The 20,144-nt window shown below is 71.3% G+C and carries 16 protein-coding genes; 15 read left to right on the plus strand and 1 reads right to left on the minus strand.

The window, feature by feature from the left end; all coding sequences use genetic code 11:
* Positions 1 to 3: 3 nt before the first annotated feature.
* Entirely contained in the window at positions 4 to 330 is a 327-nt protein-coding gene (locus tag OG272_RS34460) for a DUF427 domain-containing protein (RefSeq protein ID WP_326577102.1), read from the minus strand.
* 83 nt (positions 331 to 413) lie between these two features.
* Here OG272_RS34460 and OG272_RS34465 point away from each other — a divergent pair, with 83 nt between their 5' ends.
* The 15 genes from OG272_RS34465 to OG272_RS34535 all read left to right on the plus strand — a co-directional run bounded on the left by OG272_RS34465 (position 414) and on the right by OG272_RS34535 (position 20,131).
* Positions 414 to 1,268: a class I SAM-dependent methyltransferase gene (locus OG272_RS34465; protein ID WP_326577100.1), complete on the plus strand. Its 855-nt coding sequence runs from the start codon at positions 414 to 416 to the stop codon at positions 1,266 to 1,268.
* A gap of 9 nt (positions 1,269 to 1,277) precedes the next feature.
* A complete protein-coding gene (locus OG272_RS34470) occupies positions 1,278 to 1,817 on the plus strand; it encodes a TIGR00730 family Rossman fold protein (protein ID WP_326577098.1) in 540 nt (179 codons plus the stop codon).
* Positions 1,818 to 1,922: 105 nt separating this feature from the next.
* Positions 1,923 to 2,612: an SDR family oxidoreductase gene (locus tag OG272_RS34475; RefSeq protein WP_326577096.1), complete on the plus strand. Its 690-nt coding sequence runs from the start codon at positions 1,923 to 1,925 to the stop codon at positions 2,610 to 2,612.
* Between the two features lie 226 nt (positions 2,613 to 2,838).
* Complete coding sequence (locus OG272_RS34480; RefSeq protein WP_327727700.1) at positions 2,839 to 3,867, plus strand: methionine synthase; 1,029 nt, start codon at positions 2,839 to 2,841, stop codon at positions 3,865 to 3,867.
* A 15-nt stretch (positions 3,868 to 3,882) separates the two neighbouring features.
* A complete protein-coding gene (gene ligA / locus OG272_RS34485) occupies positions 3,883 to 6,102 on the plus strand; it encodes an NAD-dependent DNA ligase LigA (protein WP_327727699.1) in 2,220 nt (739 codons plus the stop codon).
* Between the two features lie 226 nt (positions 6,103 to 6,328).
* On the plus strand, positions 6,329 to 8,737 hold the full coding sequence (locus tag OG272_RS34490; RefSeq protein ID WP_405895459.1) for a putative bifunctional diguanylate cyclase/phosphodiesterase: 2,409 nt from the start codon (positions 6,329 to 6,331) through the stop codon (positions 8,735 to 8,737).
* A 298-nt stretch (positions 8,738 to 9,035) separates the two neighbouring features.
* Positions 9,036 to 9,332 carry an Asp-tRNA(Asn)/Glu-tRNA(Gln) amidotransferase subunit GatC gene (gene gatC / locus OG272_RS34495; protein WP_005480000.1) on the plus strand — a complete coding sequence of 99 codons (297 nt, stop codon included), beginning with the start codon at positions 9,036 to 9,038 and terminating at the stop codon, positions 9,330 to 9,332.
* A 7-nt stretch (positions 9,333 to 9,339) separates the two neighbouring features.
* The gene (gatA, locus tag OG272_RS34500; RefSeq protein ID WP_327727698.1) at positions 9,340 to 10,836 is read left to right on the plus strand and encodes an Asp-tRNA(Asn)/Glu-tRNA(Gln) amidotransferase subunit GatA; all 1,497 of its coding nucleotides are present in this window, start codon (positions 9,340 to 9,342) and stop codon (positions 10,834 to 10,836) included.
* A complete protein-coding gene (locus tag OG272_RS34505; protein ID WP_326577087.1) occupies positions 10,833 to 11,075 on the plus strand; it encodes a hypothetical protein in 243 nt (80 codons plus the stop codon). The genes gatA and OG272_RS34505 overlap by 4 nt, the downstream gene beginning before the upstream one ends.
* A 15-nt stretch (positions 11,076 to 11,090) precedes the next feature.
* Positions 11,091 to 12,605 (plus strand): Asp-tRNA(Asn)/Glu-tRNA(Gln) amidotransferase subunit GatB, encoded by a 1,515-nt coding sequence (gatB, locus tag OG272_RS34510; RefSeq protein WP_326577085.1) that lies wholly within the window; start codon positions 11,091 to 11,093, stop codon positions 12,603 to 12,605.
* Between the two features lie 278 nt (positions 12,606 to 12,883).
* A complete protein-coding gene (locus tag OG272_RS34515) occupies positions 12,884 to 15,181 on the plus strand; it encodes an MMPL family transporter (protein WP_327727697.1) in 2,298 nt (765 codons plus the stop codon).
* Positions 15,159 to 15,734 (plus strand): GNAT family protein, encoded by a 576-nt coding sequence (locus tag OG272_RS34520; RefSeq protein ID WP_326577082.1) that lies wholly within the window; start codon positions 15,159 to 15,161, stop codon positions 15,732 to 15,734. The genes OG272_RS34515 and OG272_RS34520 overlap by 23 nt, the downstream gene beginning before the upstream one ends.
* A gap of 35 nt (positions 15,735 to 15,769) precedes the next feature.
* A complete protein-coding gene (locus OG272_RS34525) occupies positions 15,770 to 16,375 on the plus strand; it encodes a hypothetical protein (RefSeq protein ID WP_327727696.1) in 606 nt (201 codons plus the stop codon).
* Between the two features lie 227 nt (positions 16,376 to 16,602).
* Positions 16,603 to 16,770 carry a hypothetical protein gene (locus tag OG272_RS34530; protein ID WP_405895460.1) on the plus strand — a complete coding sequence of 56 codons (168 nt, stop codon included), beginning with the start codon at positions 16,603 to 16,605 and terminating at the stop codon, positions 16,768 to 16,770.
* 271 nt (positions 16,771 to 17,041) lie between these two features.
* A complete protein-coding gene (locus OG272_RS34535; protein ID WP_405896109.1) occupies positions 17,042 to 20,131 on the plus strand; it encodes an AAA family ATPase in 3,090 nt (1,029 codons plus the stop codon).
* Positions 20,132 to 20,144: the final 13 nt, after the last annotated feature.

Here is a 20,144-nt window from a genome sequence, read left to right on the forward strand (position 1 = left end):
GTCCTACTCGACGACCTCGGTGTCGTAGAAGCACAGATGCCCCTTGATCCCGGCGACCTCGGGCTTCGGGTCGGGGTACGCCCACACGAGGTCGGGGGCCTCGGGGAGCGACCAGTAGGACGCCGTGCCCTTGAACGGGCAGTAAGAGTGCGTCTCGGACGCGGTCAGCAGCTCCATACGGACATCTCCTTCGGGGATGTAATACCGCACGGGACAGCCTGTCTCGCGCAGCACCAGGGGGCGGCTGCTCTCCGCGAGCACCCGGTCTCCGTGGACCACACGGACGCGTTCGATTCCTTGTTCGATGGTGATGTGATGGCCTTGGGTCACGATCGCCCTTCCTCGGGTAGCCGTCTCACCGGGTACAGCACAGGCTGCTGGTGAGTTCTTCCACAAGGTCGCAGGAGGTCGCCATGGAAGCCGCAGACCCGGCCAAAGGGGCTGGAAAGCCGTCCCGGGACCCGTCCAGGAACCGCCGGAGCCTCACCCACCGGGCTCGGTACGCCCTGCGCCACCCCAGGCGCGTGCCCGCGCACGCCCGGCGGGTGGCGCGGGACACCTGGCTGCAGCTGAAGCACCGCGACCACATCGCGTACTACCGGGCCGTCATGGCCGCCGACACGGCACACAGCCCGGAGGCCGCCGTCGGGCACAACCCGTCCGTCGAGAAGTGGGAACGCATGGGCCGGATGCAGTTCGACTACCTCCTGCGGCACGGTCTGGAGCCGGGGCACCGGATGCTGGAGATCGGCTGCGGGAACCTGCGGGCCGGGCGGCTGTTCATCGACCACCTGGACACCGGGAACTACTACGGGATCGACATCTCGCCGGCCATCCTCATGGAGGCCCAGCGCACCCTCGCGCGCGAGGGCCTGCAGGCCAAACTCCCTCACCTGGCGCTCGTCGCCGACCTCACGTTCGACTTCCTGCCCGCGGGCCACTTCGACGTCGTCCACGCGCACAGCGTGTTCTCCCACTCGCCGCCACATGTCATCGAGCAGTGCCTCGCACACGTCGGCCGCGTCCTCGCCCCCGGCGGCTTCTTCGACTTCACCTTCGGCCGCACCGAGGGCAAGGAGCACCAGGTGCTGCACGAGGACTTCTACTACCGGACCGACACCCTCGTCGAACTCGCCCGCGAACACGGCCTGTCCGCCCGCCTCATGGACGACTGGGAGGACCTGCCGCACCGTCAGTCCAAGATCCGCGCGACGGTGGCGGAGGAAGCCGGTGGACACGACGGCCGCGATGTCGGTGCCGCCCCCTAACGTGGACCCATGAACATCTGCGTCTTCCTCTCCGCCGCCGACCTCGCCGACCGTTACACGGGCCCCGCGAAGGAGTTCGCCAAGCTGATCGGCAAGGGCGGGCACACCCTGGTATGGGGTGGTTCGGACGTCGGGCTGATGAAGGTGGTCGCCGACGGCGTGCAGGAGGCGGGCGGCAGACTGCTGGGCGTGTCGGTCGAGTTCCTGGCGGCCAAGGCGCGGCCCGGCACCGACGAGATGGTGGTCGCGCGGGACCTCGCCGAGAGGAAGCGACTGCTGCTGGAGAAGGCCGACGCGGTCGTCGTCATGGTCGGCGGGACCGGCACGCTCGACGAGGCGACCGAGATCCTGGAGCTGAAGAAGCACGGCCACACCGAGATGCCGGTCGTGCTCCTCAACACCGCGGGCTTCTACGACGGCCTGAAGGAGCAGTTCCGGCGCATGGAGGACGAGGGTTTCCTGCCCCGCCCGCTCACCGACCTGGTCTTCTTCGCGGAGGAGCCGGTGGGGGCGATGGCGTATCTGGAGGAGAGCCGGGGCGTCGCGTGAGGCCGGGCGTTCGACGGGGGTCTCGGCGGGCTCCAGTGGGCACCGGTGGGCACCGGTGGGCACCGGTGGACGTCCTCGGCTCCCGGGTGATGCGAGCATGACCGCATGGCTACTCATGTGATCACCGGCGCGGGTTCCGGCATCGGCGCGGCCGTCGCCCGACGGCTGCACGAGCGCGGGGACGACCTCGTGCTGCACGCGCGCGACGCGGGGCGGGCGAAGGAACTGGCGGCTGAGTTCCCCGGGGCGCGGACGCTGGTCGGCGATCTGGCGGACCCGGACAGGCTCTCCTGGGCCTTCTCCCACCAGGCCCTGCCCGACCGGGTGGACTCGCTACTGCACATCGCGGGCGTGGTCGACCTCGGGCCGGTCGGTGAGCTGACCCCCAAGGCCTGGCGCCACCAGTTGAACGTCAACCTCGTCGCACCCGCCGAGCTGACCCGCCACCTCCTGCCCCAACTCCGGGCCGCCCGTGGGCACGTGGTGTTCGTCAACTCCGGCGCGGGTCTCCACGCGCACGCGGACTGGTCCGCGTACGCCGCGTCCAAGCACGGGCTCAAGGCGTTGGCGGACTCCCTGCGGTGGGAGGAGCACGGCAACGGGGTGCGGGTGACCACGGTGTACCCCGGGCGCACCGCCAGTCCCATGCAGGCGAAGGTGCACCAGCAGGAGGGCAAGGAGTACGACCCGTCTCGGTGGATCGCCCCCGAGTCGGTCGCGACGACGATCCTCATGGCGCTGGACCTGCCCCGCGACGCGGAAGTGAACGACCTGACGGTCCGCCCGGGCCTCTGACGAGCGGCTTGAATCGCCCCCGCCGCCCCTACCCGTCCCATCCCCAGGGGCTCCGCCCCTTCGACCCCGGTCGGCTGGGAGTCGTCTGCGGGTGGGTGGGGGCTTGTCGCGCAGTTCCCCGCGCCCCTTTGAGGGGCGCGGGGAACTGCGCGAACGGGGTTCGGGGCGGAGCCCCGAGGACGGGACGGGTAGGGGCGGCGGGGGCGGAAAACGTAGGCTTCGGTGCGTGAACGCACACTTCAGTTTCGGCCCCGCCACCGGCATCGGCTCCATGCCCGGCGGCGACGCCCGGGAGGCCGCCAAGACCGTCTCCGGCACCTTCGAGTGGCCGGAGACGGGGATGGCGTACCTCCCCGAACTGCCCGCCAGAGGCCCCGGCGCCGACATGATCGGCAGAACCGCCGGGATGCTGGTCGAGCTGTACGCGCGCGTGGAGCCCAGCGGATGGCGGATCGGTGACCGGCCGGGCCGCGACACCAAGCGGGCCCGGTCGTGGCTGGGCGAGGACCTGGACGCGCTGGAGGAGTTCACACAGGGGTACGAGGGCCCGCTGAAGGTGCAGGCCGTCGGCCCGTGGACCCTCGCCGCCGCGCTGGAACTGAGGAACGGCGAGGTGGCCCTCTCCGATCCCGGCGCCTGTCGTGACCTCGCCGGCTCGCTCGCCGAGGGACTGCGCGAGCACCTCGCCGAGGTCCGACGCCGCGCACCGGGAGCCCAACTCGTCCTCCAGCTCGACGAACCCTCCCTCATCGCCGTCCTGCGCGGCCAGGTGAAGAGCGCGAGCGGCTACCGGACCCACCGCGCCGTCGACCGCCAACTCGTCGAGTCCACCCTCAGGGACGTCATCGGCGTCCACTCCACGGAGGGGAGCCCCCAGGGGGCGGTCGTCGTGCACTCCTGCGCCCCCGACGTACCCTTCGCGCTCCTGCGCCGAGCCGGTGCCACCGGGATCTCCTTCGACTTCTCCTTGCTCACCGAACGTGACGACGACACGATCGGGGAAGCGGTGGAGGGGGGCACGAAGCTGCTGGCCGGTGTCGTGCCCACCACGGAGGGCCCGTTGTCGGACCCTGCCGGTAGCGTCATGGGTGTCAGGACGCTGTGGCGCAGGCTGGGGCTGCGTCCGGGGCTTCTCGCGGAGGCGGTCACGCTCACTCCGACGTGCGGGCTCGCGGGGGTCTCCCCGGCGTACGCGCGCCGGGCGCTCGCCCACTGCGTCAAGGCGGCGAGATCTCTCGCGGACAACCCAGAGTAACGGGAGGACAACACGGTGGCCGGCGACAAGGACGCACAGCCCACATCGGTACCCGCCGAGGCAGCGGTGCCCGCCGAGGCCCGCGAGAAGCACGCGCGGCTCGCCGAACAGATCGAGGAGCACCGCTTCCGGTACTACGTGAAGGACGCTCCCGTCGTCAGCGACGCGGAGTTCGACGAACTCCTGCGCACCCTGGAGGCGTTGGAGGACGAGTACGCCGAGCTGCGTACCCCGGACTCGCCGACCCAGAAGGTCGCCGTCGAGTACGAGACCGATCTCGCCGAGGTGGAGCACCGCGAGCGCATGCTCTCCCTCGACAACGTCTTCGACGACGACGGGCTCGCCGCCTGGGCCGACCGCGTGGCCAAGGACGTCGGGACCACCGACTACCACCTGCTGTGCGAGCTGAAGATCGACGGTCTCGCGGTGAACCTGACGTACGAGGACGGCAGGCTCACCCGCGCCGCCACCCGGGGCACCGGGCGGACCGGCGAGGACATCACGCCCAACGTCATGACGATCGCGGAGATCCCGCACCGGCTGAAGGGCGACCGCGTCCCGCGGCTCGTCGAGATCCGGGGCGAGGTCTACTTCCCGATGGAGGCCTTCCAGGGTCTCAACGAACGCCGTGTGGCGGCCGGTGAGAAGCCGTACGCCAATCCCCGCAACTCCGCCTCGGGTTCACTGCGCCAGAAGGACCCCAAGGTCACGGCCACCCTGCCCCTCCACATGGTCGTCCACGGCATCGGCGCCCTGGAGGGCTTCGACGGCGGTTTCACCCGCCTCTCCCAGGCCTACGACCTCCTCAAGTCCTGGGGTCTGCCCACCGCCGAGCACAACAGGGTGGTCGACGACCTCGACGGCGTACGGGAGTTCATCGCCTACTACGGCGAACACCGTCACTCGGTGGCGCACGAGATCGACGGCGTGGTCGTCAAGCTCGACGAGATCCGTCTGCAGGGACGTCTCGGCTCGACGGCGCGCGCACCCCGCTGGGCCATCGCCTACAAGTACGCGCCAGAAGAGGTCAACACCAAGCTCATCGACATCAAGGTGGGCGTCGGCCGCACCGGCCGGGTCACGCCGTACGCCCAGGTCGAGCCGGTCACGGTGGCGGGCTCGGAGGTCGAGTTCGCCACGCTGCACAACCAGGAGGTCGTCAAGGCCAAGAACGTCCTCATCGGGGACACGGTCGTGATCCGCAAGGCCGGTGACGTCATCCCCGAGATCCTCGGGCCGGTCGTGGACCTGCGCGTCGAAGGCGAGACCCGCCCCTTCGTGATGCCGACCGAGTGCCCGGAGTGCGGGACACCGCTGCGGCCCATGAAAGAGGGCGACATCGACCTGCGGTGCCCCAACGCCCGCAGCTGCCCCGCCCAGTTGAGAGAGCGCGTCTCGTATCTGGCGGGCCGGGAATGCCTGGACATCGAGCACTTCGGCGGTGTCGCCGCCGCCGCCCTCACCCGGCCCCTGGAGCCGGCCGACCCGCCCCTCGTCGACGAGGGCGACCTCTTCGACCTCACGGTGGAGAAGCTGCTCCCCATCAAGGCGTACGTCCTGGACGCGGACAGCGGTCTGCCCAAGCACGATCCGAAGACGGGCGAGCCGAAGATCGTCACGGTCTTCGCCAACCAGCAGGGCGAGCCCAAGAAGAACACGCTCGCCCTGCTCCAGAAGATCGAGGAGGCCAAGAGCCGCCCGCTCGCCCGCTTCCTCAACGGGCTCTCCATCCGCCACGTCGGACCGGTCGCCGCCCAGGCCCTGGCCCGCGAGTTCCGTTCGATCGACCGTATCCGGCAGGCCACGGTGGAGGAGCTCACGGCAGTCGACGGCGTGGGCGCCATCGTCGCGAAGGCGCTCGAGGAGTGGTTCGCCGAGGAATGGCACCTAGAGATCATCCGTAAGTGGAAGGAGGCCGGTGTCCCCCTGGAGGACAAGGGCTCCGGCGAGGACGAGGGACCCAGGCCCCTCGAAGGGCTGACGGTCGTCGTCACCGGCACACTCGAACACCACACCCGCGACGGGGCCAAGGAGGCGCTGCAGAGCCGGGGCGCCAAGGTGACCGGCTCGGTGTCGAAGAAGACCTCATTCGTCGTAGTGGGTGAGAATCCGGGCTCCAAGTACGACAAGGCGATGCAGCTCAAGGTGCCCGTCCTGAACGAGGACGGCTTCGCCGTACTGCTCGAACAGGGACCGGACGCGGCGGCGGAAGTCGCGCTCCCGATCGAGGAGTAGGGGTTGAAGGCCACCCGTTCGGCGCATACCAGATGCATACGGGTGGCCGGTCGCATTCGGGCAACCGCCGTCGACCGCTGCCCGTAGAAGCCTTGTGCGGCCTACTGTTGAGGTGTGCGCCTGCCGTGCCCGGACGCGTGGCGGGTTTTCGGACGCGGTGCCGTTGAGGTTGTCGGGAGCAACGGGCCGCGTGGCGCGGGCACCGCCGGCTGTGAGAGGGACGGGAATGGAACCGACCGAGAGCGTCGCCCCGGACTCACGGCTGCGTCTGCGCCGGATGTCCGGGGCCTGGCGACGGGGGCGCTCCCTGCTCATGGGAGGACGCCCGTTCGAGGGAAGCCGAGAGCAGCGAGGTCGAGAGCGGGAGAGCCGAGAGCGGGAGAGCCGGGAGCGGGGTTCCCGGCAGGCGACGGCGGCGGAATCCAGGGCCGGGGTGGCATGGCCGCCGGGCCGTGCGGGCGCGAGCGCACGCGGCTCCCTCGTACCCGGCCCGGCACAGCTCACCTCCGGCACCGCGGTCGGCACGGGCGGGACCCCTGCCGTCACCGGCGCGCTCAGCCAGGGCCGCGGCCACGAACTGCCGGGCCACGAAGCCGATCGGCACATGTCCTGGCCCGCGCTGCCCGCCGTGATCGTGGGCCTCGCCGGCGCCATCCTGGGCGCCGGGTTCTACCGGGCGTTCGTCGGGCAGCACGCGCTCTTCCCGGCCGGCGCCGTCGGCTGGTCCCTCGCCCTGCTGACCGGCATCATCGTCGGCCACCTCGTCGCCATGGGCCGCGCCCGCTGGTGGGGCGGCACCGGCTCCGGCGCCGCCCTCACCCTCGCCGTCCTGCTGCTGTACGGCTGGGTGGCCGCAGGGATGGTCAGCCTCACCGTCGTCGTCCTCGTCGGCATCGCCCGCCGGGGCCGCTGGCGGCAGGGCGTGCTGCACGGCGCGGTCGACATCCTCGGCATCGGTGCCGCCGCGCTCGTCCTGAGGGTCTTCGGCCGGGTCCCCTCGGTGGAGCGGCCCTGGGACCCGGACAGCTGGAACCTCTACTCGGCGCCCCAGGTGGCGCTGGTCGCCATCGCCTACCTCGCGGTCAGCCGCGCCCTGCTCTGGTATCTGGCCGCGCCACGCGGCGGACTGCCCACCGTCGCGCGTACGGCCCTGGTCAGACAGGGGCTCGTCGCCGTCGCGCTGCTCGGCATCGCCCCGCTCGTCTGCGTCGTCGCCCTCGCCCAGCCCCTGCTGCTGCCGCTCTTCGCCATCCCCCTCATCGCGCTCGACTCCACGCTGTGGATAGCCCGCGCCCGCGCCGAGGAGCAACTGCGCGACCCGCTCACCGGACTGCCGAACCGCCAGTGGCTGCTGGAACGGACCTGGACCGCCCTGGACGACGCCGAACGCATCGGGGCGAGGTCCGCACTGATGCTGATCGACCTCGACCGCTTCAGGTCCGTCAACGACACACTCGGGCATCTCGCGGGCGACCGGTTGCTGTTGCAGATAGCCGATCGGCTGCGGGTCGCCCTGCCGCGCGGAGCGGAGGCCGCGCGGCTCGGCGGCGACGAGTTCGCCGTCCTGCTGCCCGTCGCCGACTCCACGACGTCCGCGTCGCGGGTCGCCCGCAACCTCGTCGCCGCGCTCGGCTCGCCGCTCGACCTCGACGGGCTCACCCTCGTCCTGGAGGCCAGCGCCGGGCTCGCCGTCTTCCCCGACCACGCGCTCGACGCGGAGGGGCTGCTGCGCCGGGCGGACGTGGCGATGTACCAGGCGAAGCGGGACCGTACGGGCGTCGAGGTGTACGAGCCCAAGCGGGACTCGAACACGCCGGACCGGCTCGGTCTGCTGGGCGACCTGCGGCGCGCGCTCGACGCACAGGAGGTCGAGCTGCACTACCAGCCGAAGGTCCGCTTCGACGGGCAGGTCGCCGGGCTGGAGGCGCTGGTCAGGTGGGTGCATCCCGAGCGGGGGAAGGTACCGCCGGACGAGTTCATAGCGATCGCCGAGTCGTCCGGGCTGATGCCGCATCTGACGGAGTACGTCCTGGAGACCGCCCTCGCGCAGGTGGCGCGGTGGCGGGCCCAGGGGCTGCACGTACCGGTCGCCGTGAACGTGTCGCCGCGCGATGTCCACACCCCCGGCTTCGCGGGCGCGGTGGCCGCGCGGCTCGCCCGCCACGGGGTTCCCGCCGGGTCGTTGCAGCTGGAGATAACGGAACACGTGCTCCTGGAGGACCCTCAGCGGGCCGCGGACACCCTCGCCGGGCTGACCGGGCACGGGGTGAAGATGTCGCTCGACGACTTCGGGACGGGGTACTCGTCGCTGGTCCATCTGCGGCGACTGCCGGTGAGCGAGCTGAAGATCGACCGGTCGTTCGTGGCGCGGCTGGCGATCGACAACGAGGACGCGGAGATCGTGCGCTGCACGGTGGACCTCGCGCATTCGCTCGGCCTGCTCGTCGTCGCGGAGGGTGTGGAGGACGACGAGACGTGGGAGCGGTTGCGGGATCTGGGGTGTGACGCGGTGCAGGGCTGGCTCGTCGCCGCCGCGATGCCGCCGGAGGAGGCCACGGCCTGGCTGCGGGCGCGGGGGTCCCGTGGGTGGCAGCGGCCGAAAGCCGCCTTGCCCGCGGCTACGGCGGACGAGTAGCGCGGGCGCCTGATGGCTCGGGGGTGCGGGCCTGGTTGGCGGGTGCGGGTCCGGTGGGGCTTCTCGCGCAGTTCCCCGCGCCCCTGAACAGCAGGGGCCGCGCCCCGTGCTTCTCAGGCCCGCAGGGCCTGGGCCTTCAGGGGCGCGGGAAACTGCGCGAGCAACCACGACGAACCCGCACTCGCCCGATTACAGTGCACCCCGAGCTACCAGGCGCCCGGCCCAGCGGCGCAGCCAACCCCGCGCGCCCCATAGGATTGGCGCCAAACCACACTCACTCACCCCAGAGGATCGCTGCATGCCTGGCATCACGCGCGAGGAGGTCGCCCACCTCGCACGGCTGGCGCGTCTGGAGCTGAAGCCCGAAGAGCTTGAACACTTCGCGGGCCAGCTGGACGACATCATCGGCGCGGTCGCCCGCGTCAGCGAGGTCGCCGACCAAGATGTGCCGCCGACCTCGCACCCGCTGCCGCTGACGAACGTCATGCGCGCGGACGAGGTCCGTCCGTCGCTCACCCCCGAGCAGGCACTTTCCGCCGCCCCGGCCCAGGAGCAGCAGCGTTTCAAGGTGCCGCAGATCCTGGGGGAGGACTGATCACGTCATGACCGACAGCATCATCAAGCTCACCGCGGCGGAGATCGCCGCGAAGATCGCTTCCGGCGAGCTCACCGCCGTACAGGTCACCGAGGCCCACCTGGCCCGGATCGAGGCCGTCGACGAGAAGGTGCACGCCTTCCTGCACGTCGACCGCGAGGGCGCCCTCGCCCAGGCCCGTGCCGTCGACGAGAAGAAGGCCAGGGGCGAGAAGCTCGGCCCGCTCGCCGGTGTTCCGCTCGCGCTCAAGGACATCTTCACCACGGTCGGCATTCCGACCACCGTGGGCTCGAAGATCCTCGAAGGGTGGATCCCGCCTTACGACGCGACCCTCACCAAGCGCCTGAAGGACGCCGACGTCGTCATCCTCGGCAAGACCAACATGGACGAGTTCGCCATGGGGTCCTCCACCGAGAACAGCGCGTACGGGCCGACCGGCAACCCCTGGGACCTCACCCGGATCCCGGGCGGCTCCGGCGGCGGTTCCTCCGCCTCGCTCGCCTCCTACCAGGCGCCCCTCGCCATCGGCACCGACACCGGCGGTTCGATCCGTCAGCCGGCCGCCGTCACCGGCACGGTCGGCGTCAAGCCGACGTACGGCGCGGTCTCCCGCTACGGCATGGTGGCGTTCTCGTCCTCCCTCGACCAGGGCGGGCCCTGTGCCCGTACGGTCCTGGACGCGGCGCTGCTGCACGAGGTCATCGCGGGGCACGACCCGCTCGACTCGACCTCCATCGACGCCCCGGTCCCGGCGGTCGTCGAGGCCGCGCGCAACGGCAGTGTCGCCGGGATGCGGGTGGGCGTCGTCAAGCAGTTCCGGGGCGAGGGCTACCAGGCGGGCGTGCTCCAGCGGTTCGACGAGTCCGTCGTGCTGCTGAAGGAGCTGGGCGCCGAGATCGTCGAGCTGGACTGCCCGTCGTTCGACCTGGCGCTGGCCGCGTACTACCTGATCGCGCCGAGCGAGTGTTCGAGCAACCTCGCCCGCTTCGACGGGCTGCGCTACGGCCTGCGTACCGGCGACGACGGCACGAACTCCGCCGAGACGGTCACCTCCCTCACCCGTGAGGCGGGCTTCGGCCCCGAGGTGAAGCGCCGCATCATGCTCGGCACGTACGCGCTCAGCTCCGGCTACTACGACGCGTACTACGGCAGCGCCCAGAAGGTCCGTACGCTCATCACGCGGGACTTCGAGAAGTCGTTCGAGAAGGTTGACGTCATCGTCTCGCCGACCACGCCCACCACCGCCTTCCCGATCGGCGAGCGCGCCGACGACCCGATGGCGATGTACCTGGCGGATCTCTGCACCATCCCGACCAACCTCGCGGGCAACGCCGCGATGTCCCTGCCCTGCGGCCTCGCGCCGGAGGACGGGCTGCCGGTCGGACTGCAGATCATCGCTCCGGCACTGAAGGACGACCGGCTTTACAAGGTCGGCGCCGCCGTCGAGGCCGCCTTCGTGGAAAAGTGGGGGCACCCGCTCCTCGAGGAGGCTCCGTCGCTGTGACCAACGCACTGTCCAAGGCCAAGGACTTTCAGAAGTCGAAGTCCGGCACGTACGTGTCCATCGCCACCACCGCCTTCGGCGCGTGGGGTGTCGCCAAGCGGATCAAGAAGGCCCGCTCGGACGAGGACACCCTGCGCCTGATCGACGCGACGGTCGCCGCCGTCGGCATCGTCACCGGCCTCGCCATCCTGTACCGCGAACTGAAGCGGCTGGGCGACGACGACGTCCTGCTGGGCTGAGAGGGAAGTTAGACCGTGACCACCACGACCGACCTGGTGTCGTACGAGGACGCGCTGGCGTCGTACGACCCCGTCATGGGCCTCGAGGTCCATGTCGAACTCGGCACCAAGACCAAGATGTTCTGCGGCTGTTCGACCGAACTCGGTCAGGACGCCAACACGCAGACCTGTCCCGTCTGCCTCGGCCTGCCCGGCGCGCTCCCGGTCGTCAACGCGATCGGCGTCGAGTCGGCGATCAAGATCGGTCTCGCGCTGAACTGCGAGATCGCCGAGTGGTGCCGCTTCGCCCGGAAGAACTACTTCTATCCGGACATGCCGAAGAACTTCCAGACCTCCCAGTACGACGAGCCGATCGCCTTCAACGGCTACCTCGACGTACAGCTGGAGGACGGCGAGACCTTCCGTGTGGAGATCGAGCGCGCCCACATGGAGGAGGACACCGGCAAGTCGACGCACGTCGGCGGTGCCACCGGCCGCATCCACGGCGCCTCGCACTCGCTGCTCGACTACAACCGCGCGGGCATCCCGCTCATCGAGATCGTCACCAAGCCGATCGAGGGTGCGGGGATGCGGGCTCCCGAGGTCGCCAAGGCGTACGTCCGTGAGCTGCGCGAGGTCATCAAGGCGCTCGGTGTCTCGGAAGCCCGTATGGAGATGGGCCAGATGCGCTGCGACGTGAACCTGTCGCTGCGCCCGCACGGCCGCGAGAAGTTCGGCACGCGTTCCGAGACGAAGAACGTGAACTCGCTGCGGTCCGTCGAGCGTGCCGCCCGCTTCGAGATCCAGCGGCACGCCGCCGTGCTGAACGACGGCGGGACGATCATCCAGGAGACCCGGCACTTCCACGAGGACACGGGGTCCACGACCTCCGGCCGCGTGAAGGAGGAGGCCGAGGACTACCGGTACTTCCCCGAGCCGGACCTCGTGCCGGTGGCCCCCTCGCGCGAGTGGGTCGAGGAGATCCGGGCCGCGCTGCCCGAGCTGCCGCTGGTCCGTCGCAACCGGCTCCTCGGGGAGTGGGGCATCTCGGGCACCGAGATGCAGGCGATCCTCAACGCCGGCGCGCTGGACCTGATCGTCTCCACCATCGAGGCCGGGGCCGACGCCGCCTCCGCCCGCAAGTGGTGGATGGGCGAGCTGGCCCGCAGCGCCAACGAGTCGGGCGTCCCGCTCGACGAGCTGGCGATCACGCCGGAGCAGGTGGCCCGGGTCACCGAGCTGGTCTCGAAGGGCGACCTGAACGACAAGCTGGCCCGCCAGGTCATCGAAGGCGTTCTCGCGGGCGAAGGCACCCCGGACGAGGTCGTCGACAAGCGCGGTCTGAAGGTCGTCTCCGACGAGGGCGCCCTGACGACGGCCGTCGAGGAGGCCATCGCCGGCAACCCGGGCATCGCCGACAAGATCCGCGGCGGCAAGGTGGCCGCGGCCGGAGCCCTGGTCGGTGCGGTCATGAAGGCCACCCGTGGTCAGGCCGACGCGGCCCGCGTCAAGGAACTGATCCTGGAGAAGCTGGGCGTCGGCGAGGGCTGAACGACCGGCGGTTCCGCCGCGTATCCCTGGGGGCGGTGCATCACTGCGATGTGCCGCCCCCCGGGTGTGCCCGGGGGCGTGGCGCAGGGTGACAGAGTGCTGTCGTCTGTCCTGTGAGGTGGCTCCCATCTCCTGTGAGGAGACCCTCAAAGGGGCCTAACGATCACTTCTGGGTGCAACAGTGGCCAGACGTTGCTCATGCGTTCTTTGTGTGCTGTTCAGTTCGATTCACGGCTGTACACGGTCAAAGATCCACAAACCCCCCAGGAGCGCGATCCGTGGCAGCCCTTGCGCGCTGGTGCGTCCGGCACCGTCTCGTCGCCGTACTTCTGTGGCTTCTCGCGTTCGCCGGCACGGCCGCCGGCGCCGCCGTCGCGGGAGCCGCGTACTCGAACGACTACAAGACCCCCGGAACCGAGTCCAGCCGCGCCACCGAACTCCTGAACGAGGGCTTCCCGGGTGTCAGCGGCGACAGCGCCACCGTCGTCTGGCACAGCGATGCCGGCTCCGTGCGGGCCGCCGCCGTCGAACAGACGATGACCCGCACCCTCGACGAGATCGCCGACCTGCCGGGCGTCGCCGCCGTCACCGACCCGTACGACGGCGCCGACGGCGGCCGGATCAGCGAGGACGGCCGTACGGCGTACGCCACCGTCACCTTCGACCAGTCGGCCGAGGACGTGGACAAGGCGCAGGCCGAGGCCGTCGTCGACGCGGCGAAGGGCGCCGAGGGTGGCGGGCTCCAGGTGGAGCTGGGCGGCACCTCGATCGAACTCACCGAGACCTCCGGCGGGCACCTCGCCGAGATCGTCGGCGTACTCGTCGCCGCCGTCGTCCTCTTCCTCGCGTTCGGCTCCCTCGCCGCCAGTCTGCTGCCGATCGCGACCGCCCTGGTCAGTGTGGGCACCGCCTACGCGGGGATCACCCTGCTGGGGCACGCCATGACGGTCGCCGACTTCGCGCCCATGCTGGGCACCCTGATCGGCCTCGGCGTCGGCATCGACTACGCGCTGTTCATCGTGACCCGGCACCGGCGCGGGCTGAAGCGGGGGCTGTCCGTCGAGGAGGCCGCGCGGAACGCGGTCGCGACCACCGGACGGGCCGTCGTGTTCGCCGGCGCCACGGTCTGCATAGCCCTGCTCGGCATGCTGATCCTGCGCCTCGGCTTCCTCAACGGCGTCGCGATCGCCGCCTCCCTCACCGTGGTCCTCACCGTCGCCGCCTCCGTGACGCTGCTGCCGGCCCTGCTGTCGTTCATCGGCATGCGGGCGCTGAGCCGCCGCGAGCGGCGCCGCCTGGCCGAGCACGGCCCCGAGCCCGAACTGCCCACCGGCTTCGCCGCACGCTGGTCCGCCTTCGTCGAGAAGCACCCCAAGAAGCTCGGCGCGATCGCCCTCGTCGTCATGACCCTGCTCGCCCTGCCCACCCTCGGGCTGCGCCTGGGCACCTCCGACCAGGGCAACGACCCGCAGGCGACGACCACCCGCCAGGCCTACGACCTGCTCGCCGACGGCTTCGGCCCCGGCGTGAACGGCCCGCTCACCCTCGTCACCGAGGTCGACGGCGCCGCCGACAAACTCGCCCTCGACAACCTCGACACCACGCTCCGGGCCACCGAGGGCGTCTCGGCGGTGACCCCGGTCACGTACAACACCGGCGGCGACACCGCGTACCTCACCGTCGTCCCCGACTCCTCCCCGCAGTCCGCGAAGACCAGCGACCTCGTCGAACGGCTGCGCGACGAGGTGCTGCCGAGGGCCGAGACCGGCACCTCGCTCGATCTGCGCGTCGGCGGGGTGACCGCCGGTTACGACGACTTCGCGGACGTCATCGTCGGCAAGCTGCCGCTGTTCGTGGGCGTGGTCATCGGCCTCGGCTGCCTGCTGCTCCTGCTCGCCTTCAGGTCCATCGGCATACCGCTCAAGGCCGCCGCGATGAACGTGGCCGCCGTCGCCGCCGCCTTCGGCGTGGTCGTCGCGATCTTCCAGTGGGGCTGGGGGAGTGAGCTGCTGGGCCTCGGCCGGGCCGGGCCGATCGAGCCCTTCCTCCCCGTGATCATGGTGTCGGTCCTCTTCGGGCTCTCCATGGACTACCAGGTCTTCCTGGTCAGCCGGATGTACGAGGAGTGGCTGGAGACCGGCGACAACCGGCGCGCGGTCCGGGTCGGCCTGGCCGAGACCAGCCGGGTGATCAACTCCGCGGCGGTCATCATGATCTCCGTCTTCCTCGCCTTCGTGCTCAGCGGCGACCGCGTGATCGCCATGTTCGGCATCGCCCTGGCCGCCGCCGTCGCCCTCGACGCCTTCGTCCTGCGCACGCTCCTCGTCCCCGCCCTCATGCACCTGCTCGGCGGCGCCAACTGGTGGCTGCCCCGCTGGCTGGACAAGCGCATGCCCCGCATCAGCATCGAGCCGCCCGAATCCCGCGCCGCCCATGAGAGGCTGGCCGCCGCGACGGACGCCGAGGCGGCGGACGTACTGGCGGGGGACGCCGAGGACGTACCGGCGGGGTACGCCGACGCGACGGACGTACGGGCGAAGGAGCGACAGCCGGATGTACGCGATATCCCTGGGTGACGACGGGGCCGAACTGCGGCCCCTGGAGCCCTGGCACGCCGAGGAGTTCCTCGCGCACCTGGAGCGGGGGCGCGACTTCATCAACGCGTACGTCCCCTTCGGCCAGACCGCCACGGACGTCGCGTCCGCGCGCGCCGTCCTCCAGCGGTACGCCGACATGCGCGCCGCCGACACCGGCTCCCTGCACGGCATCTGGCTCGACGGCAAGCTCGTCGGCGGGGTCCTCTTCCTCAACTTCGACGCGGAGAACGCCAACTGCGAGGTCGGCTGCTGGCTGGAGCCCGCTGGCACCGGGCGGGGGCTGATCACCCGTGCCATGCGGATCCTCATCGACTGGGCCGTCGACGTCCGTGCCATCCACCGGGTCGAGTGGATCGCGGCCTCCGGCAACACGCCGAGCCTGAACGTGGCGCGGCGGCTGGGCATGGTCAGGGACGGTGTGCAGCGGGAGAGATATCCCCACCGAGGTGTCCGGCACGACTTGCAGATATGGTCCGTTCTGGCGCCCGAATGGCGTGCGGCACGTGATCGCAGCGCTCACAGCGATCATTAAGAAACCTCTCAGACAACATTCGTACGGTGCGAGGTATGGGAACCAAGACAGTTGACGAGACCGGTGCCGACACGGGTGCCGAGGCCAGGAACGACGACGAGTCGGTGAAGGGCACCGACGTCATCAAGGAGGACGCGGCGCAGACGGAGGCCGCGGCGGAAGCCGGCCGCTCGGTCGAGGCCGACGACTCCGACGAGGCCGGAGAGTTCGACGAGGAGTTCCCCCCGGCCGCCGCGAAGGCGTCGCCGGGCGTCGGACAGGGTGCCGCCGGCATCGTGTCCGTGGTGCTGGGCCTCGTCTCGCTGACCGGCGGCTGGGTCGGCACGGTCGCCTCCGCGCGCGAGGAGATCACCGGCCAGCTGGAGATGCAGGCCGCGACGAACGCGACCGTCGCCACGCAGCTCCAGGCGGTCTACGGCGATGCCTGGCAGGCGTCCGCGCTGTGGGGCGGCGTCTTCGCGCTCGTCGGGCTGCTCGTCGGCGTCGCCGTGCTCGTGCGGCCCGCGTTCGGCGACCCCGACCAGGTGCAGACGCCGTGGATCAAGTCGGTGGCCTGGGCCGGTGTCTCGGTCGGCTTCATCGGGCTGGTGCTGGCCGCCCTGAAGTACTCCGACATCCTGCTGGCGCTGCCGAGCACCTGACGCCCTGCCCCGAGCAGGGCTGACGGGACGGTCAGGTAGGACGGACAGGACGGACAGGACGGTTTCTGAGGGGCCTTAGGCCCGGTGCGGGTATCCCTGCACCGGCCTAAGGCCCCTCCCCGCGTTCAAGATGCGGAACTCTCCCGATGTGGCGGACCCGCCTCGGAGACGAAGGTTGAGGCATCGCAGCAAGCGAGCCGAGACCGACTCTTCACGAGGGGTACGAGATGTTCGAGTACGAGCTCCAGCAGATCCGTTCCGCAGAGCTGATCCGCGAGGCGGAGCAGTACCGCCAGGTACGCGAGGCCCGCCGCGCCCGCCGCGACGAGCGAAACGAGGAGGGCCGGGTGCCTCACGAACGCCCACGCAGGCTCCGGTTCCCACGCGCCGCGTGAATGCGGGGCGTGGGCGTTCCTGGGCGAGTGCGGGCGGTGTGGGGTTGCTCGCGCAGTTCCCCGCGCTAGTTGAGAACCGGGGGCGACCCCATGCTCCTAAGGGGCGCCGGGAACTGCGCGAGCACCCCCCACTCACCCGCACTCGCCCGACAACCGCCCCCCGGAGCTCTGACGCGAAAGCCGGACGTGGAGTGATGGAGGCCTGGTGAACGACGGTTCGGTGGCCGGGCGCCCGCGGATAATCGGTGCCGGAGTGTCCGAGGGTCGTGCGATGCTCGGCGATGTGGAGACCAGGTCCGTCAGTCCGGTGTTCGTCGGTCGAGCCGACGAACTGGAGGTGTTGCGCGAGGCGTTGGCCCGCGCAGCGGGTGGGGGTGCCGCGCGGGCGGCGGGAAGCGGGGGAGACGGGGGCGGCGGCCCGCAGGCGCTGCTGCTCGGCGGTGAGGCCGGGGTGGGCAAGACCCGCCTGGTCGAGGAGTTCGCCGCCGAGGCCGTGCGCGCGGGCGCGGTCGTCGCGCTCGGCGGCTGCGTCGAGATCGGCGCCGACGGACTGCCCTTCGCGCCCTTCTCCACCGCGCTGCGCGCCCTGCGCCGCCGACTGCCCGACGAACTGGCCACCGCGGCCGCCGGACAGGAACAGGAACTGGCCAGGCTGCTCCCCGAGTTGGGCGAGACTCCCCGCGTACGGCACGACGAGGAGGGCACGGCCCGCCTCTTCGAACTCACCGCCCGCCTCCTGGAACGCCTCGCCGCCGACCGCACGATCGTCCTCACCCTGGAGGACCTGCATTGGGCCGACGCCTCCACCCGCCACCTCCTCTCCTACCTGCTGCGCACCCTGCGCACCGGCCGTCTCGTCGTCCTCGCCACCTATCGCTCCGACGACATCCACCGCCGCCACCCGCTGCGCCCCCTCCTCGCCGAACTCGACCGCCTCCGCACGGTCCGTCGCATCGAACTGCCCCGCTTCAACCGCGCCGAGGTCGGCCACCAACTCGCCGGCATCCTCGCCGCCGAGCCCGAACCGGAGCGCGTGGACGAGATCTTCGACCGCTCCGACGGCAACGCCTTCTTCGTCGAGGAACTCGCCGTCGCCGCCCACGACGGCGGCTGCCCCGGCCTCACCGACTCCCTGCGCGACCTGCTCCTCGTCCGCGTCGAACGGCTCCCCGAGGACGCCCAGCGGATCGCCCGCATCGTCGCCGAGGGCGGGTCCACCGTGGAGTACGCCCTGCTCGCGGCCGCGGCCCGGCTTCCCGAGGACGACCTCATCGAGGCCCTGCGGGCCGCCGTCGGCGCCAACATCCTGCTCGCCGCCCCCGGCGGCGACGGCTACCGCTTCCGGCACTCCCTGGTCCGCGAGGCCGTCAGCGACGACCTGCTGCCCGGCGAACGCTCCCGCCTCAACCGCCGCTACGCCGAGGTCCTGGAGGCCGACCCGACCCTCGTCCCGGCCGACGGCCGCGCCACCCGCCTGGCCAGCTACTGGTACCACGCCCACGACGCGGCCAAGGCCCTGCCCGCCGTCCTCGACGCCTCCGCCGAGGCCCGCTCCCGACACGCCCACTCCGAGCAACTACGGCTCCTGGAACGGGCGATGGAGCTGTGGGACGCCGCCCCCGACGCCGTACGCACCGCACTGCGCCCCGTCGACTACACCGAGGTCTACCCTCCCTGCGGCTGCGACCCCGCCACCACCCCCCTGCGCTATCTGGACCTCATGGCCGAGGCCGCCGTCGCCGGACGGCTGTGCGGGGAGCGGGAGCGGGCCCTGAGGATCACTCGGCGGGCCCTCGACCTGCTCGCCGACGGGGGCGACCCGCTGCGCACCGCCTGGTTCTGGGTACAGCGCTCCATGCTCACCGAGGGCCTGGCCCGGGGCGACGGCTGGAAGGAGCTCGCCACCGCCCAGGATCTCGTCCGCGGCCTGCCGCCCTCGGAGGTGCACGCCGAGGTGCTCTCCCGCGTCGCCTGTTGGTCCATGCTCCACGCCCCCGGCCCCGACGCCCTCTCCGACGCCCAGCGCGCCGTCGAATACGCGCGCATGGTGGGCGCCGAGGACATCGAACTCAACGCCCGTCTCACCCTCGGCGGCCTGATGGTCGACGCCGGTGACGTCGAGACGGGCATCGCGGAGATGGAGGAGGCCCGCCGCCGCACGCTCGAACGCGGCCCCGCCGCCGTCGTGGGCCGCGCCTACGTGAACATCCCGTCCTGCCTGGAGGGCATCGGACGCTCCCAGGACGCGGTGCGCCTGCTGAAGGAAGGCGTCCAAGTCACCCGAAGCAGGGGCCTGTCGGAGTCCGAGGCCTGGGTCTGGGGCAACCTCGCCGAGTCCCTGTTCTCCCTGGGGTGCTGGGACGAGGCCCTGGAGGCCGTGGAGAAGGCCCAGAGCGTCGTCTCCAGCCAGAAGCCGCGAGGGCTCAGCACCCTCATCCACGCCGCCATCGCCCTGGCCCGCGGCGATTTCGCCGAGGCCCGCGGCCAACTCGCCGTCGCACGCGGCCATTACGGCAGCCACAACCCCATGCCGCAGAACGACCTGCCGCTGTCCTCTCTCACCCTCGGCATCGCCGTCGCCGAGGGCCGCCTCCCGGACGCCCGCGCGGAGCTCGCCCGCGTCCTCGACACCGGCTTCCCCGTCGGCACCCAGCGCTATGCCTGGCCCCTGCTGCTCACCGCCGCCATCGCCGAGGCCGACGCCCGCACCCTGCCGGCCACCGGGCCCGGCCGCGCCGAGGCCCTCGACCGGATCTTCACCGCGGTGAAGAAGCTCACCACCGGCGCACCGATCTGGCTCGCCCACGAGCAGTGGGTGCGCGCCGAACTCCAGCGCGCCGAAGGCGTATCGGCCCCGGACACCTGGTCCGATGTCGTCACCGCCTTCGAGCCTCTGGAACGGCCCTACGACCTCGCCCGCGTCCGGCACCGCCTCGCCGAGGCCCTGCTGACCGAGGGCACCGACGAGGAGGCCCGGGACCGCGCGACGGAACTGCTGCGGCTGGCCGCCGCCGTCGCCGACCACCTCGGTGCCCGCCCACTCGCCGACGAGGTCGCCCTCCTCGCCCGCCGCGCCCGCCTCACCCTCAGCCGCGCCCCCGAGCCCGCCCTCACGCCCGCCGACCCCGTGGCCGCGCTCGGCCTCACCGGCCGCGAACACGACGTCCTCCGCCTGGTGGCCGTCGGCCGCACCAACCGCCAGATAGCCGAGGAACTCTTCATCTCCCCGAAGACGGCCAGCGTCCACGTCTCCAACATCCTCGCCAAGCTCGGTGTCTCGGGCCGGGGCGAGGCGGCGGCGGTGGCGCATCGGGTGGGGTTGCCCCCGGCGGGGGCCGGGGAACGGCTGGCAGCGGGATGATGGCAGGGAGGAC

It is taken from the genome of Streptomyces sp. NBC_00104 (genome assembly GCF_045160825.1).
Lineage (GTDB): Bacteria > Actinomycetota > Actinomycetes > Streptomycetales > Streptomycetaceae > Streptomyces.